The organism is Colwellia chukchiensis, assembly GCF_002104455.1.
Lineage (GTDB): Bacteria > Pseudomonadota > Gammaproteobacteria > Enterobacterales > Alteromonadaceae > Cognaticolwellia > Cognaticolwellia chukchiensis.
On the sequence record NZ_NBOC01000001.1, the window covers coordinates 512,669 to 529,733 of the forward strand.

At 40.8% G+C, this 17,065-nt stretch carries 11 protein-coding genes and 1 other RNA gene; 6 read left to right on the forward strand and 6 right to left on the reverse strand.

The annotated features are described in order from the left end of the window. Nucleotides 1–23 precede the first annotated feature (23 nt). The gene (locus tag B6K83_RS02330) at nucleotides 24–878 is read left to right on the forward strand and encodes a DUF3014 domain-containing protein (protein WP_085282839.1); all 855 of its coding nucleotides are present in this window, start codon (nucleotides 24–26) and stop codon (nucleotides 876–878) included. A gap of 386 nt (nucleotides 879–1,264) precedes the next feature. Next, nucleotides 1,265–1,361: signal recognition particle sRNA small type (gene ffs / locus B6K83_RS02340), an RNA gene on the forward strand. A 56-nt stretch (nucleotides 1,362–1,417) separates the two neighbouring features. On the opposite strand, the gene B6K83_RS18290 is transcribed toward ffs, so the two are convergent. Then, complete coding sequence (locus tag B6K83_RS18290; RefSeq protein WP_158088309.1) at nucleotides 1,418–1,573, reverse strand: hypothetical protein; 156 nt, start codon at nucleotides 1,571–1,573, stop codon at nucleotides 1,418–1,420. Between the two features lie 499 nt (nucleotides 1,574–2,072). On the opposite strand from B6K83_RS18290, the gene B6K83_RS02345 reads away from it, so the two are divergent. Then, entirely contained in the window at nucleotides 2,073–2,582 is a 510-nt protein-coding gene (locus B6K83_RS02345) for an Lrp/AsnC family transcriptional regulator (protein ID WP_198951647.1), read from the forward strand. A 14-nt stretch (nucleotides 2,583–2,596) separates the two neighbouring features. Here the strand turns inward: B6K83_RS02345 and B6K83_RS02350 are convergent, their stop codons facing one another. The 5 genes from B6K83_RS02350 to B6K83_RS02370 form a co-directional block, all read right to left on the reverse strand. Beyond that, complete coding sequence (locus B6K83_RS02350; RefSeq protein WP_085282843.1) at nucleotides 2,597–3,745, reverse strand: alanine/ornithine racemase family PLP-dependent enzyme; 1,149 nt, start codon at nucleotides 3,743–3,745, stop codon at nucleotides 2,597–2,599. A gap of 283 nt (nucleotides 3,746–4,028) precedes the next feature. Next, nucleotides 4,029–5,858 carry an SLC13 family permease gene (locus B6K83_RS02355; protein WP_085282845.1) on the reverse strand — a complete coding sequence of 610 codons (1,830 nt, stop codon included), beginning with the start codon at nucleotides 5,856–5,858 and terminating at the stop codon, nucleotides 4,029–4,031. Between the two features lie 27 nt (nucleotides 5,859–5,885). Continuing rightward, nucleotides 5,886–6,146 carry a late competence development ComFB family protein gene (locus tag B6K83_RS02360; protein WP_085282847.1) on the reverse strand — a complete coding sequence of 87 codons (261 nt, stop codon included), beginning with the start codon at nucleotides 6,144–6,146 and terminating at the stop codon, nucleotides 5,886–5,888. Between the two features lie 114 nt (nucleotides 6,147–6,260). Further along, nucleotides 6,261–6,863, reverse strand: a complete 603-nt coding sequence (gene priC / locus B6K83_RS02365) for a primosomal replication protein PriC (protein ID WP_085282849.1) — start codon at nucleotides 6,861–6,863, stop codon at nucleotides 6,261–6,263. 12 nt (nucleotides 6,864–6,875) lie between these two features. After that, nucleotides 6,876–7,655: a sulfite exporter TauE/SafE family protein gene (locus tag B6K83_RS02370; RefSeq protein WP_085283292.1), complete on the reverse strand. Its 780-nt coding sequence runs from the start codon at nucleotides 7,653–7,655 to the stop codon at nucleotides 6,876–6,878. A 614-nt stretch (nucleotides 7,656–8,269) separates the two neighbouring features. Between B6K83_RS02370 and B6K83_RS02375 the strand changes: the two genes are divergently transcribed. The 3 genes from B6K83_RS02375 to B6K83_RS02385 all read left to right on the forward strand — a co-directional run bounded on the left by B6K83_RS02375 (nucleotide 8,270) and on the right by B6K83_RS02385 (nucleotide 17,064). Next, nucleotides 8,270–11,113, forward strand: coding sequence for a TonB-dependent receptor domain-containing protein (locus B6K83_RS02375; RefSeq protein ID WP_085282851.1), 2,844 nt, complete (start codon nucleotides 8,270–8,272; stop codon nucleotides 11,111–11,113). A 963-nt stretch (nucleotides 11,114–12,076) separates the two neighbouring features. Continuing rightward, on the forward strand, nucleotides 12,077–14,902 hold the full coding sequence (locus tag B6K83_RS02380) for a TonB-dependent receptor domain-containing protein (RefSeq protein WP_085282853.1): 2,826 nt from the start codon (nucleotides 12,077–12,079) through the stop codon (nucleotides 14,900–14,902). Nucleotides 14,903–15,234: 332 nt separating this feature from the next. Then, entirely contained in the window at nucleotides 15,235–17,064 is a 1,830-nt protein-coding gene (locus B6K83_RS02385; protein ID WP_085282855.1) for a tetratricopeptide repeat protein, read from the forward strand. Nucleotide 17,065: the final 1 nt, after the last annotated feature.

Below are 17,065 nucleotides of genomic sequence, written 5' to 3' on the forward strand. Positions count from 1 at the left end.
AATTTCAAAAAATAAAGGTTATTATGTCAATTCAAAATGCTGAGCAAAAGCACACACCATGGGCGGTTATTGCGATAATCATTGCCGTAATTATTGCCCTTGTTGTTTATTTTTATGTGTTATCAGAAGAAGAAAGTGCCGTTATTACTGAACAAGCGCCGGTAGCTGTGGCCACTGAACCTGAACCTGAGCCATTGCCTGAACCCGAGCCGGAAGTTATTGCGCCTGAGCTGTTACCTGAGCCGGTAAGCAAAACGCCTATAAAGCCTGAGATAATGCTGCCAACATTAGACGAAAGTGATACTTGGTTTGAAGCAAAACTCCCTAGCTTAACGTGGCGAAAAGAGTTGCTAAAATTGATGGTCACTGACGATATTATTCGTCGCTTTGTGGTATTTACTGACAACTTTAGTCAAGGAAACTTGGCCTATGAACATACACCGCTTATTGCCCCTAAAACAAAATTTGCGGCGCTTGAAGCGCAATCAGATACAGGAGCAAAATGGCAATGGGATGAAAGTAATACGCGTCGTTTCAGTGTTTATGTTGACTTATTACGCTCTATGGATAGCGAAACCCTAATTCAGTGGTACTTGGAATTAAAGCCATTAATTGATCAAGCTTACGCTGAGCTCGGCTATCCAGATACTGACTTTACGCAAGTGTTATACAGTGCCATCAGTAAAGTACTGGATATGGAAATCCCTAAAGCTGAACCAGCATTGACCAGGCCCAGTGTGATGTATAAATATCAAGATCCGAGCTTAGAGTCGTTAGATGATGCAGAAAAGCTTATGTTAAGACTAGGTAAAGAAAACTTGCTGGTAATTAAGTCTGTACTTTTAGAGATAAACGAGAAGCTGGCTAGGCTTGATTAGCCATGAAAAAATAAGCACAGGATTAAAACGTGGCAATTCGTCAGGCAACAAGGGCTCCATTGACCAGCAATGAAGCACTTGTTAGCTAACACGATAATTTAGCCATAGCCACTATCTGCTCAAGTCATACTTGGCTACGGCTACGATAAATATCGACTTGCTCGAAGCCTAATATAAAAGTTGTCAGGGATTTAGCGTAGGGTTTTGAAACGCGCAGCGAGCTAAATGTTAATATTGCACCGTAGCTTAAGTAGCCGTTAAATCTAACTTTGTTTAAAAAACGGTCAACTAGTTTGATTTTAGTAACTAGCGCTTGCAACCTTGCTATCGATTAGCGATAATTCGCGCCGCGTTAAGGACATTCTTTAGCGCCATTATGGTGACCCTTTTGGTCCCTTCGCAATGATACTCTGTGAACTCGGCCAGGTCCGGAAGGAAGCAACCGCAGCAGACGACTCATGTGCCGGAGTGTGGCTGATTGGGTTACCACCCATTCTTTAGTGCTTTAAAGCAGTAACAGCTCTCCCATATCTCATTTCTCATGAAAACGTAGCGAAATCATAAGATACCAATATATTGTCTACCACGGAGTTAACATAAGTTTCTGGGTAGTAATCGCCCCCTGTTTTATGCACTAAGACTTGTTTTCTTTTATCTAAGTAAACATAGGTTTTTGCCAGTTGCCAAAACGCCATTAACGCGACAAAGTTTTGCTAGTAAACGGGCAGTGTCAGCCCATGTATTATTGGGGTAGCAAACTTTATTATTTACAGCGTTATTGTCGGTAATAACTTTTCCCTGCAACGCTCGACTCTCTTGCTAAAAAACCTTAGCCTTGGGCAGTATTTTTAAGAAAAAACAATATTAACAGAGTTTAGCAATAAATTATCAAGCAACTTATCGCACGCGTTTGCGACCTTTATTATTTGCTTAAGTCGTGGTGGGCTAGTGAGTTGCGAACAAGGTGTTCAATGGAAATAAATTGCAGCAGCGTTAATTGTTAAAGAGCACAGCAGAGTAAGGAAAACACTCTGGATTTTTATCTTAATTTAGTGATTATCTTTATTTCTAGTTATAAACCATATGCTAGAATGGCCTTGGCTTGGTAATTAACCGTATCGTTACTAACGACTTTTATTACCTTGTTAAGTAAGAAAAAATGGTGAAGTTTTAAGCAGAGTTAAGGTAAAGACATTGAGTAAGACAAACAAGAAAGTTGGCTTAGATAGAATAGATCTAAAAATATTATCGGCACTATCTCGTGATGGCCGAATGACCAAATTGCAACTGTCTGAAGAAGTGGGCCTTTCTGCAACTCCTTGTTGGGAAAGAATGAAAAAGCTCGAAAAAAACGGCACCATTAAAGGTTATCGTGCAGAGCTAAATCTGAATAAAATAATCGATGTATCTTATTATAGAGTGGAAATATCGATAAAAAACTATAGTACAGCGAAAGCAAACGAGTTTGAGAAATTAGTGGCTAGTATTGCAGAGATTGTAGAATGCGAAGCGGTATTAGGTAGTATTGATTATCTATTAAAAATAGTATCACCCCATATTGACGCGTACCAAAAAACCATAGAATACTTATTAGGTTGCTCTGATCTGGACATTGATCATAAAACTATTCCGATTTCAAAAAATGTTAAAACCGCATCCCAGCTGGATATTAAAAAACTTTATTTACAACAACCTACTGAGTAAGTAGCGTAACAGGCTTAGTTGTGCGCTATCGTGTGCTGACGTTTAGCTGACGGGCCATTTGCCGGTAAGGCTATATTTGCTAGTAACTGCCAAGGTTGGGCACCGTCATGGTAGTATTTATAGATATAGCTAGAATTCATTGCACTTAATACCCCCTGATAAGATAGTTGAAACTTAAGTTTATCACCGACTACATAGGCTTGTGAGGAGTCTGAGATGTCTAACACGAGATGATCGCTACTCATACCTAAAATTTTAATAGCTTTATCAAGCGCACTGATATATGCATAATTTATATCTTGTAAGCCTATGGCACATAGTGCCTTTTTACGAATACCTAAGTCTTCAAAGCTTGGCACCTTTCCAGAAGCATCTAGGCCTATCTCCCCCATAGGAACGGACGGTTTATCCATAATTTCAATAATTTCAGTGACTAAGATAAAGTTATCGTATTGAAGCCCTGGTATTTGTTGATCGTTTAGACCCAAGCCCATAAAAATAGAAGTACCTAACCTGAGTTGATTGACACCAACAGGTAGCTTGCCATTGTCTAATAACGTTAAGCAACCTGAGTTGCCCCCAGAGATGACGTCAAGCTTGAGCTGAAATTTAGTTTCAAGCTGATTTTTAATTGTTATGAGTTTATTTAGTGCTTTTGTACTTGGCATCACGCCGCCAAAACAAGTAAGGTTACTACCTAGCCCTAATAAGTTGATACCTTCAAGAGTCAAAAGCTCCGCTATGGTGCCATCTAAAACGTCACTGTCAATTATGCCTTCGCGTAAGTCACCTAAGTCGAGCATTAAAATAATGTCATGCGTTTTTCCTTTTTGCCGAGCCGTAGCGGCAATTTTTCGCATGATCTCAATTTCAGAATTTAAAGAGATATCCACCGTATCAACCAATTGCTGCACTTGGCTGAGCATTGGCAGTCGTAAGAGTAGTTTTTTACCGCTAAAACCAGTCAGACCTTGAAAGTTTTCCAGTCGAGAATCAGCAATTACATCAATACCGGCGTCAACCACGGTTTTAAGCAGCACCGGATCGCCACACACCAGCTTAACTACGGCGGCAACGTCAATGCCCGCACTTCTACAGCGAGTAGTTAATAGCCTTAGGTTGTGTTTAATTGCTTCTAAATTGATTTCTACTCTTGGGTACATACGACATACTCTAAGTTGTATTTAGTCAAACTCTGTACGGATGCGGCTGTGTGCAGCTTCGTTATCGGCTTTGGAGCACTCAGGTTACGAGTGGCAATAAAAATAATAACAATAGCGCTCAAAATTAAGCACTGATTAACAAGGGGATTTCAAAGAAACAGTCTAAATTTTATGTTCAGAAAAGAGATTTTCACTGTTAGTAAAAATACAGCTACAAGGGCAGTGGTTCATGCTTTAACGAGGTATGGCGAGTTGTAGTGGCATAGTGATTTTGGTTTGCCGGCTATAAATACATCCAGTTTAATAGCAGTGATAAAGTGATCCACATCAGAAGAATAAGTGGCACACCAATTCGAATGAAGTCTGAAAACTTATAACCACCCGCATTCATCACCAATAAATTGGTTTTATAAGCCATTGGTGTGGCATAGCTTAAGTTAGCGCCAAATAATACCGCTAAAATAAACGGCTCTGGCGCTAAGTTCAATTGACTGGCAACTGAGATGGCAATGGGGGTGCCGATAACCGCTGCAGCGTTATTGGAAACAATATTGGTTAAAATGGCTAATAACAGCATAAGTGCTGATAAAATACCGGCTGGCGGTAAGCCAAAAGAAGCTGCGACAAAAACTTTGGCGATATATTCTGCGCCGCCAGTCACCATCATTGTTGAGCCGAGTGCTAGCGAAGCGGCAACAATTAAAATAATTTGTGTGCTTAGGGCTGATGAGGCCTCTTGCCAATTTAAGCATTTAGTTAATAGTAAAATAAGTACGCCACACACTGAGCTAATTTCTATCGATAAAATGCCCAGTGCTGAGGTTAATACCACGGCAAATAAGGTTGCCAAAGCAATAGGGGCTTTTTTCGTTTGTGGTAATGATGCTGCACCATCAATGATCAACAAGCCAGGTTTAGATTTTAACAAGGTAATTTGTTCATGTTCACCTTGCACTAACAAAACATCGCCAATTTTTAAGCGGGTTTTTCCGATGCCGCTGCGCCCTGTTTCCAAGGCTTTACCGGCGCGATGCAAGGCTACCACGGAAATCGCGTGCTTATTGATAAAGTTAGCTTGTTGCAGTGTTCTGCCTTCAATACCCGAGCCGGCGATAATTACAATCTCTGCCAGTGTTTGTTTATCGGCTTTTAATGGGTGTTCATCATCGACTTTATGTAACTCAGAAAATAGTGTTGCGCCAAGTACAGTTTCATATTCTTTTAATTTGTCTGGATAGTCATGGACTTTTAAGCGATCGCCCTCAACAAGCACAGTATCAGGCAAAGGCATAATATTGCGATAATCAGGCCCACGTTGAATGCTTTCTATTTTTAGCTGACCATCGGTTAAGGCGATTGCTTCGGTGATGGTTTTATCTTTTATCGTGCTTTCTTGATTGATATTTAAATAAGCACTAAATAAGCGAGGCGATGTGTCGGACATTGAGGAAGTGCGGCGCGGAATAAGCTTAGGCGCTATCAGCCATAAGTAAAAAATCGCAACTATAGCGGCAATCAGTGCCGGTTTAGCAAAGTCGAACAGTCCGAACTCAGCCGCGCCCATGTTTTTCGCAATACTCACCACTAACAAGTTGGTTGATGTACCTATGGTAGTTGCCATGCCGCCAACTAAGGTTGCTAAGCCCATAGGCATTAACATAGGCGAAGCATCAGTTTTGTTGCGCAATGAAACGCTGATCAATATGGGCAGCAATAAAACCACGACCGGCGTATTGTTAATAAAGGCACTCAAAATGCCTGCCAGTATCAAGGTAATTAACAATGAAAAGGTCGGGCTGATCTTCCAAAGTTTAGCGAGGTGTCGGCCAATAGGCTCTAAAGCACCGGTGCGCACTATGCCATGGCCGATAATCATCAGCGCGCAAACCGTAACTAGCGCTTCATGGCCAAAACCAAAAAATAAGGAACTGGGCTCAAAGTGGTCACCGTTAATGGCAAATGGAAACAATGCAAATAATAAACATAAAATGGCAATAACGGCTAGAGATGAGGTTTCTAATGGAATATCTTCTCGACGAAATAAATACAAAGCTAGGACAGTGATCACTAACACTGCTAGGGCATGATTATTGGGCAGGTCGGGAATATTCAAATGGCGTTACCAGTGTCTGATAAAAAATTAGTTATGTTCTTTCATAAATTCTAACGCTTTAGCGACCGCTACTTTGACGTTGTTTTCCATTTCAAAGCGTTCTGAGGCCGGCAAATAAAATGCCATATCTACTTCGTGACGAATGTAACGGGTTGGTAACTGATTCAGCACGACACATACCAGATCAGCGATAAACTCTTCATCGTAGCTTTCTTCTAATTTTAGCGCGGTAAAATGTTGCGCCACTAATTTTTCATAATAGTTGTGAATATCATCAGAAATTTTCATCAGCGAAGCCCTTTAAGTGGAGAGTTATTTTTCAAGCCTAATGCTAGAGTAATGAAAACACCAACATTTTTTCAACTAAAAGGTAATATTTTCATAAAATATCAGTCACGAGCATTAATACTTTACCGATTTAGCAATTTCACGCTCGATTTTAGAAAGTGCTTGCCGACAGCGACCAAGTCTTTGGTGTAAAGCCAAAATCTCTTTAGAAAGCTGATCACTTTGTCGGGCGTTTGCTTGTTGTCGTTGCGCTTCGCGGGATTCGATCATAGCCACTAATCGGCGCTCAAACTCTTGAATTTCTGCGAGTTTTTGATGCAAGCTGTGGCTTGAGTGCATAACCGCTTGAGCAGCTTTTTTATAGCGACGGGCTTTGATGGCTTGTAAACGTTGTGTCGGTTCTTTATGCAATGCTTCATTTGCGTTAAGGGCATTACGCAAAGCTGATATTTGCTGTTCTATCAGTTGCAGTCGACTGTGCGCTAGGGTGTTTTTTTTTGCTGATAATAAGCGCGAAAGTTCAGCCGTTTTAGTTTTTACTTCAAGTACATAAGGGTAGAATTGATCGCTATGGGTGTTAAAAATAGCGTTGGAAAATATGTCGTTTTCTTGAATTAATTGGTGCGACTTAGTCTGTTTATTTTGCTGATCAAGCGCAAGTGCTTGTTGGCTAAGTTGCTCAAGTATCGAGAGGATTTTATTGATGGCTGTTTGCATGCTGTTCCCTGTTTAGCTAAACCATGCTTGGTGAGCTAAATTAATTGACATCAAAATAACGACAGTAATAAATACCGGTCGAATAAATTTGCCGCCAAACTTGATGGCATAATGCGCTCCTACCCAAGCACCCAACATGATAAACAAGCCCATTGATAAGCCAAGAAGAAAGTTCACATGGCCAAGGTAAATAAAAGTTATTAAACTAAAAAAGTTGCTAACAAAATTGGTTGCGCGCGCTAACCCTGAGCTGAGTAGGATGTCTATTTTGTAGAGGACACTTGATGAGCTAACCCAAAATGCGCCTGTGCCGGGGCCAGCAACACCATCATAAAACCCTAACACTAGTCCTTGTATCATCTGTTTGCATTTAATGGCGTTAGTTTTTATCGGTAAACCACAAACTTGATTAATAGTTGATTTAGCGACTAGGGTATAAACCGCCGTTAAAATAATTAATACCGGAATGTATTTATCTAAAAACTCAACAGACAGTAAATTAACAATTAAAGTGCCAATGATAGCGCCAATAGCGGTTGCTATAATAGCAACTCGCCAATACTTGGGGTTAAATAACTTTTTGCGATAGAAAGCAAACGAAGCGGTGCTGGAGCCAAATGAAGCAGCTAATTTGTTGGTGCCTAGTGCAACATGTGGGGGAAGCCCAGAGGTTAATAATGTTGGTACGGTTAACATGCCACCGCCGCCAGCAATGGCATCAATCAGCCCGGCCACAAAACCGACACTACATAAGGTTATCCATAAACTTAGGTCTAGTACGGGATCAACAATAGTCATAGAAAGTTTGCCTGTAAAATGAGCCGCAGACTATAGCACATACAAGCGTCATTTTGCCGATCTTTATCAGCCAAAAACGCTTATTGACACAATTTGACATAGTTTAAATAAGTAAAGATGTATCTAAATTTTTCATAAAGCACTATACATACCTTAACTAATTGTTTTCAAATTGAATTTATTGTTTTTTAAATCTTTAATGCTCAACTGCCAATTTGCAAATATATTGAACTAATTTTACCTCTTTGTTTTTGCATGACATTTCGTTAGCAAGTCGCACAGAAAATGTTTCATTGTGTTTACGATTGAGCGATTACGATGAAATTCGCTATCGGTAAACTTTAACTTGTAAGTAACTAATAATTTTATGTTTTTATGATTGTATCAATTAAAGGATTGAGAAATTGTAAATGAAATGTTGCTAAAATTCACAGGTTGAAATACCTCTGGTTTAGCTATTGATAATGCAGGGTCTAGTATTGCGCTAGAGCGTTGCGTTAGCGAAATTGATGTTTTATTCCTAAGTGTAACGTTAAGCCAAACAAGACAAATTAATAGTCTTGAACCTTAAGGTATCAGCATCACTTAAGTGGTGCAGGGAGAGTAACATGTTAAGTAATCGTACATTGTTAAAACCAACCAATCTAGCACTGGCGTTGAGTACTAGTGCAGCACTAACATTAGCACCAAGCGCTTTGGTGTTAGCGCAAGATAGCGTTGACGAGGTCGAACGAATAGAAGTTACCGGCTCGCGTATCAAGCGTACCGATCTAGAAACACCAGTGCCTATCACTGTTATAGGCCGCACAGATATCTTAGCCATGGGGGCAATTAATGTTGCCGATGTGCTAAATACTAGTCCAGTTGCTGTGGCTGGCTCGGATCAATCGAATACCTCATTTACCAATTCCAGTGTTGGCCTAAATACAACTGCATTGCGTAATTTGCAAGAAGAGCGAACCTTAGTACTGGTTAATGGTCGTCGCTTCGTGTCTGGTGTTTCTCCGTCGGTAGGGTATGCGGTTGATTTAAATGCCATACCTGCCGCGATGATTGAACGTATTGAAATCTTAAAAAGTGCCTCTTCGGCAATTTACGGTACCGATGCGGTCGCTGGTGTAATCAATATCATAACCCGTAAAGATTTTGAAGGGGTTGAAGTTAACCTGCAAACGGGTATTTCCGATGAAAGTGACCGTGAAAAATACGCAATCAATATCACTGCAGGTAATACATGGGATACAGGTAGTGTGACTATGGCTTTTGGCTATGATGAAGACAAAGGCTTGAAGTCCTCTGACCGTCCGTTTTCTGCAGTCGATAGGGCAACAATATTAGATGATAATGGCAATGAAGTGATTGGCGATATATTTTCGTCCTTTCCACCACAGGGGCGCATCGGTGGTACGGCGAGCGGCTATAACGGAGATGGCACACCTTTTAATGGTGCCGCTGGTTTTGCTGGCGACAGATTTAATCGCGCCGACTACCGCCAACTAGTTACGCCGTTAGAGCGTAAATATGTGGCGATGAATTTCAATCAGGAAATTGGTGAAGATATAAATTTCTTTACTGAAATGAATTGGAATTCCACCAAAACCAACAATTCGACCATAGAGCCTTATGCCTTAACGGTACACGATGATATTTGGTTTAATGACCGTGGCGGTAACGGTGGCATGAGTGTAATGTCGCCCCTGTTACCAGCTCTACTTAGAGACAATTTAATTGCTGATGGTGTTAGCGACTTGAATGAAGTTGGTTTTCGTCGTCGTATGGTGGAGTTTGGCCCGAGATCAACTGATCTAGAGCGCTCAACCATTCGTGTGGCATCCGGTTTTGATTGGAATATCGATGATAATTGGAACCTCAACACCTACATTAGCTGGGGGCAAACCGATCAAACGCAGCAAAATGGTGGTCAAGTTAATGTTGAGCGTGCAGCATTGGCACTTGATGTCGAATTGGCTGATGATGGCACGTTACAATGTGTTGATGAGTTAGCTCGCTTGCAAGGTTGTGTGCCCTTGAATATGTTTGGTGCTAATACCATTTCTGACGCTGCCGTTGCTTACGTTAGATCACCTGCAAAAGTCGCCGGCCGTGTTGAGCAGTTTGTATTTGCCGCCTCGGTAACCGGTGAGTTGCCGTTTGAGCTTTCTGGCGGTAATGTTGCCGTTGCCTTTGGTGCCGAGCATAGGTTAGAAAAAGGTGCTTTTAGTCCAGGAGACTTAGCACAAACAGGGGCTTCGTCAACCAATAAGTCCGAAGCAACCAATGGTTCCTTCTACAGTAATGATATTTTTGCGGAAGCTATTTTACCGGTAACTGATGAGTTTGAGGTTGATGTGGCAGTACGCTTTTCAGATCATGAAATTGTCGGTGAAGCCACTACATGGAACTTAGGTCTGCAATATCAACCCACGGATGAACTTATGTTCCGTGCTTCTGCAGCCACTGCTATTCGTAACCCCAATGTTGCCGATTTATTTGGTGGTCGCGGTGAAACCTTTGCTGGTGTTACCGATCCTTGTAATGGTATAACGGCGGCATCGACTTCACAAGAAGCCATCAATTGCTTATCTATTCCAAGCATAGCAGCGCGTGTAGCCGCTAATGGCTCTTTTGAATTAACGCAAATTGAAGCACAAAGTGCTGGCGGTACTATTGGTGGTAGCCCAGATATCCAAGAAGAAACGGCTGACACATGGAGTGCAGGCTTGGTTTGGCAAATCATGGATGGCTTATCAATGACAGTAGATTATTATGATATTTCTATCGAAGATGCCATAGACACAACCAGCAGAACTACAGTGCTGAACCGGTGTTACGCCGTGTCATCGGCAGAGTTTTCGCCAAACTGTAATGGTGCCACGGTGCGTGATGCAAATGGTGCGCTTACTGAGGTTAATTCTGGTACCAGTAATGAAAACAATATTGAAACGTCGGGGATTGATATTGAATTTAATTACACCGTAGAAGTTGGTCCAGGTACCTTAAAAGCGGATTTAATTTGGAACCATACTCGAGAGTGGATCCAAACCGCTATTGAAGATGGTAGCTCGGTAGACTTTGCCGGTGAGGTATTAAATCCAGATAACCGTGCCAATTTGAATTTAAATTATGCCTTAGAAGATCTGTCTTTTTCGTGGCGTATGCGTTATTGGGACAAGTCGGTGGACTCTGTTGAAGGCGATAACTTCAACTTTACTGACTTTGAACCTTTAGAAGCGGCCAATATCTATCCTTCGATGGTTTATCATGATATCTCAGCGAATTATCATGTAGCAGAAAACATAGAGTTGAGCCTTAATATCCGTAATTTATTTGACAAAAAGCCGCCATTTGCAGGTCAAGGTCATGATAAAGGCGGAACCGGTATTAATACCGTTTCTGAAGCGTTTGATGTCACAGGGCGTTACTTTCAAGCGAGTATCACCAGTAAGTTTTAACGCTTAAATTAGCTCAAACAAAGCAATGACCTATGCCAATTGTCAACACTGTGATGATTGGCATATTGCTTTTTGTTAGCTTATGGTAAGTCCCATTGAACATATGCTCTAATGTCTCTGACACGATAGTCACTATAAATTGTTTTTGTGCAGTCACTAGCGGGCAATGCTAACGGCGATAGCCTTGCTTACTTAACCCTAAACCCTTAAATCTTTTAATCTTGGCTTAAAGCTTTCCTCATTAACGACTGCTGGTACTTCGCCCAGTCAGGACAAATCTGCTGGCCTGGCGTGCGTTAACATGCAGGCAACTTTTCTATTTTATCGCTAAAAGCAGCTTACTATTAAATCATGGACGACTTGTCGCCTAACTGTGCAAGTTAGCCGCAATTTTCATAATAATACTGTGTTCGAAATAAAAGACATTTTACAAAACACGCAAAACTGTTTCATTTTGTTTACGTTTTTGCAATATTTATAAGTTATTGATTTCTGGTATTTTGAGCATGTAACTTGCCGTAAAACCAGTGCAAATGGCTAGCAATAAAATACGGCTTACAAACAAAGTGACTGCTATTGTTTCTCATGACGACACCGTTGGGTTGTCGCCTTATATAATTTTTTAGTTATTGTATTGTAAGGTTTTTTTGATGGCTTCGGGGTAGTGCTTTATGGCGTAATAGCAAACGTTTTACAATAAGAAAATGACAAATGTAAATATTGTTTTTAATTCTTTGAGCTTATCTTGTTGTTTTTACCTGAATTTGTCTGCTTTATAGTTGCGTTTACTAGTTAACTGTGAATAATGTAATTGAAACGTAACTGTTTGTGTTGACCAACTAACAACATTAAGTTTAATATCTTCACCGACAGTTCGCTTAAGAACTCAATAAATTTATAACAAGACAATATAGTCTTGAATTTAAACACTAGAATCACGAAAGTGGTCCAGGGAGTATATCAATGTATCAAAGTAACAAGCTTACTAAAGCTGTTCGCTTAGCTCTTGTAGCTGGCGCAACAACTACCGCTTTAGCTGCACCAGCTGCTATGGCATTTGCTGATGAAGCTGCAGCAGAAGACAAAGGTGTTGAACGTATCCAAGTAACGGGTTCACGTATCCGCCGCTCTGAATTAACAGCAGTAACACCAATTATCGAAATTGATGCTCAAGAATTCGCAATTTCTGGTAACCTTAACATCGAGCAAAAACTTGCTGAGTTACCTTCTACTTTACCTTCGTTTGGACCAAGCTCAAACAACCCAGGTGACGGTACAGCAACAGTTGATTTACGTGGCTTAGGTACTTCACGTACGCTAGTTATGGTTAATGGTCGTCGTTGGGTTCCTTCGAACCAATCAGGTGTTGTAGATTTGAATACAATCCCTGCATCATTAATCGAAAATGTTGAAATCATCACAGGTGGTGCTTCTGCGGTATACGGTTCAGATGCAATCGGTGGTGTTGTTAACTTCAAAATGAAAGACGATTTTGAAGGTGTTGAAATTTCAACCTTATATGATGTAACAACAGAAAACGATGCCGAGAAGTTTAACCTTGATTTAACTATGGGTGGTAACTTCGCTGATGATCGTGGTAACGCTGTACTTTACATCGGTTACTCAAAGCGTGAAGCCTTATTCCAAGGTGATCGTGCATTTTCAGATAAAGCCTTAACAGAAGGCGCTGATGGCCTAATCGCTGGTGGTTCTTCTGGTATTCCAGGTACGCGTGTTTTTGGCGGTCCTACATTACCTAATGGTGACAACTTAGGTCGTTTCTTACCAGACGGTTCAGGTGCTCCATTTACTGGCGCTGACCGTTTCAACTATGCACCAGATAACTTCTTGCAGTTACCGCAAGAGCGTTTAACTATGAGTGCTTTCTCGCATTTTTACATCAATGACGAGACGCGTATTTACAGTGAAATTTCATTTATTCGTAACGAAGTTCCACAAGAATTAGCACCAACACCAGCATTTACTACTATCGAAGTAAATCCAAACAGTGCATTTTTTGCCCCAGACGTACAACAAGCCATGCTTAACAGCGGTGACTTAAACGCTGACGGTAACTACGAGATGTTCGTTGGCCGTCGTATGGTAGAAAACGGTCCACGTCAAGCAATCGATACACGTGACGCAATGCGTATTTTAGTGGGTATTGATGGTTACATTAATGACGATTGGTCATACGATGTGTACTATAGTCGTGCGCAAATGGATCAGTCTAACCTACTTAACAATGACGTTTCAGCATCTCGCTTTAAGCAAGCTTTATTAGTTAACGATGCGGCAACTGCGTGTCAAGATACCTCAGGTGGTTGTGTACCATTAAACATCTTCGGTGAAGGTAATATCTCTGATGAAGCGGTTGGTTTTGTAAACGTTGGCGCTGCAAACATTACTTCAATTAAGCAAGAAGTATTCATGGCCACGGTTTCAGGTTCATTACCATTTACTTTCCCAGGTGCAGATGAGCCAGTAGGTGTAGTATTTGGTTATGAGAAGCGTCAAGATGAATCATCGTTCCGCCCAGATGAGTTTTTATCAGCGGGTGACGTATTAGGTTTTAACGCTGGTCAAGCAACTGTGGGTTCATACGCTTCAGATGAGCTATTCACTGAATTCTCATTACCTCTAATGAGTGGTAAAGACTTCGCAGAAGACTTAAGCTTATGGGGTGCAGCACGTTTTGCTGATTACTCTAACATTGGCCAAGTTTCTTCATTTGCTGCAGCATTAAACTGGGCTCCTACAGATTGGGTTAGCACGCGTATTGGTTTCCAATCTGCGGTACGTGCGCCAAACGTTTCTGAGTTATTCTTAGGTGCTGCTAATGGTTTCCCAGGTGCAACCGATCCATGTGCTGTTGACGGTTACCAACCTGGCGTAACCAGTGATGCACTTTGTTTAGCTGACGGTGTTGCTGCTGACCAAATCGGTGTATTTGAGCAAGCTAACGGACAAATTGAAGGTTCGTTTGGTGGTAATGAAAACCTAACGGAAGAAACGTCAGATACCTTTACTGTCGGTATCGTTGTTCAGCCATTTGAAGGTCTTGATTTCACTATCGATTACTTCAGCATTGAAATCGAAGATGCGATTTCTTCTTACGGCGTTAACAACACACTAAACGTTTGTTACAACATCGTTAAAGATGCTAACCACGAAACGTGTAAAAACATTACTCGTCGTGCCGATGGTAACGTAGATATCGTTCAATCATTGAATGCTAACATTGCGTCAATCGAAACAACGGGTGTTGACTTCAACGTAACTTACAACAAAGAACTTGATTTTGGTTTATTTGGTGATGGTTCAGACTTAAATGTTCAGTTCCGCTCAACATTCCTAGAAAAATCTGACTTTGTACCAATTGTTGGTTTAGATACTAAATACGAATGTGCGGGTTACTATGGTAATACTTGTGGTGCTCCACAGCCTGACTTCCAAGCTAATACTCGTATTAACTGGACAAACGGCGACTTAACGTTATCTGCATTAGTTCGTTACATCGGCGCATCAGACGATGACCAATTAATGGTTGATAGCGATTTAGCTAAGAGCGACTTAATTGTTCCAGAAATTGATTCAGCACTTTATGTTGATATCAGCGCTAGCTATGTATTTAGCGAAAACTTAAACATGAACTTTGGTATTAAGAACGTATTTGACGAAGAGCCTACTGCGTTAGGTGACTCACAGCAACAAGCGAACACTTTCCCAGAAACGTATGACGTTATTGGTCCACGTGTATTCGTAAGTGCTTCTTACACGTTTGATTAATATTATTTAAAACTATAAGTTTTATAGTTTAATTTAAGTAATCATAAAAGTGACCAACATTTGTTGGTCACTTTTTTTTAATCTAAATTTTGAGCTAAATCATAACCACCGTTAGCAATTTTTGAGATTGTTTTAGTACAATGTTTTCAAGGTTGCTAGTAGACGGTTATCTAGATACTTTATGACATAACCTTTGCAGGGAAATTGTCAGGTGCTAATCGTCTAATCTAATCACTTTAGCGCGCTTGTTTAAGTGCCTCCTGTAGATTAAAGTCGCCTTAACAGAGCACTGTATTTTTCATATCAATAATAAATAGTTGAGCTTAAAAACTATGTCGAAAGTTAATGCCGCCGCAATCGCTGGCAAGCTTCAGCAGCTTTTTGCCTTATTGCAAAAAGGAGAAGCGAAAACCGTTATCAATGAGCTAAATACATTGCTAGAGCATGCTGGTGCAAGTGCAGATATACTGCATTTATTAGCGATGGCTTATAAGGCTGATAGTCAAACAGATAAAGCGATTAGTTATTTTAATCAATCATTAGCCATTAATGATAAGCAAGCGCAAGTGCACAACAACCTCGCCAATACATATAAACAAAGCAATAATCATCAATTGGCAGAAAAGCATTACCGGCAGGCCATTCAGTTAAACCCTAACTACCTTGATGCCTATAAAAACTTAGGACTGTTACATTTTGCAAACCAAGCGTTTGCGCAAGCAAAAACAAATTTTCAGCAGGTCATTGCCTTGGCAAAGCACGATGTTTCGGCCATAACCTCATTAGCGAATATCTATAAAGCACAAGAAGACTTTCAAAATGCGGTTAAATATTATCAACAAGCGCTCGCTATAAACCCCAATTATGTCAATGCCTTGCATAACTTAGGGGTTGCCTATCGAATGCAAGGTGATTTTGCTAATGCCTTAAGCTGTTTTAAAAAAGCGCAGGCCATTGCTCCTAACATTGCAGAGCTAGATTATAACGAAGCCAATACCCAATTTGATATCGGCAACTTCCAAGCCGCGGAACAAGCCTATTGGCGTGCGCTACAAAAAGCGCCCGATAATTGTGAAGTACACGAAACACTCAATGAGTTTTATTGGCAAATCGGTAAAAAAGATCAGTTTGGTAAAAGCTTTAAAATGGCAATAGAGCACTTACCCAGCCACTCTGCTTTGCGGCATGCTTATGCAGAAAGTCTCTTATCCTCAGGGCATAAAGAACAAGCACTACAAGTCGTAGAACAAGCGTTAAGCTTAGCGCAAAATCCTGAGCTTTTACATTTAAAAGGCAAACTGCTGGCGACTATGGGGGAGCTAGCAAATGCCATTACTTGGATCGAAACCTCGCTAGATAAGCAATATAAACTAACTAATGCCTTGGATTTAATCGAATTGTTAATCATTGTTGGTGATTATGAGAAAGCATTACAGCGAATAGCGCATGCAGAAAAAATAGCGCCGCATAACCAGTTGCTCATCGCCTATAAAAGTGTTTGTTGGCGCTTAACTGATGATGCGCGCTATTTATGGTTAATTGATTATCAAAAACATATTCAAACTTATGACATTCCCGTACCTAAAGGCTATAGCTCCAGAGCCATGTTTTTAGAAGAATTACAGGGTGTGCTACTTACCATGCATCAAACTCAACACGCACCGCTTAAGCAAACATTACGCTTTGGTACACAAACACCAGGTCGTCTTTTTCACAATCGAGTTCAGCAAATAATGGAGTTAAAGTCTGTGTTTGCAGAAGTTGTGCAAGAATATATATCATCGCTGCCAAGTGATGATAGTCATCCGCTTTTATCCAGAAAGCGTCAGCAATTTAGTTTTGCTGGCTCTTGGTCAGTCAAGCTTAAGCCCAATGGTTTTCATGTTAATCATGTTCATCCAGCCGGCTGGCTAAGTTCAAGCTTTTATGTCAACGTGCCTGACTTTAGTCATTACCCACAAACATCTGAGCATGCAGGCGCGATAAAGTTTGGCGAAAGTGCAATGAACTTGCAAGATCGTGAGAAAATATCAAGAATTGTCACCCCTAAAGCCGGATTAGTGGCGATATTTCCATCTTATGTCTGGCATGGCACTTTTGCGTTTAACGGGCCAGATGATATATTTCGCCTCACTGCGCCTTGTGATATTACACCTGTATAAG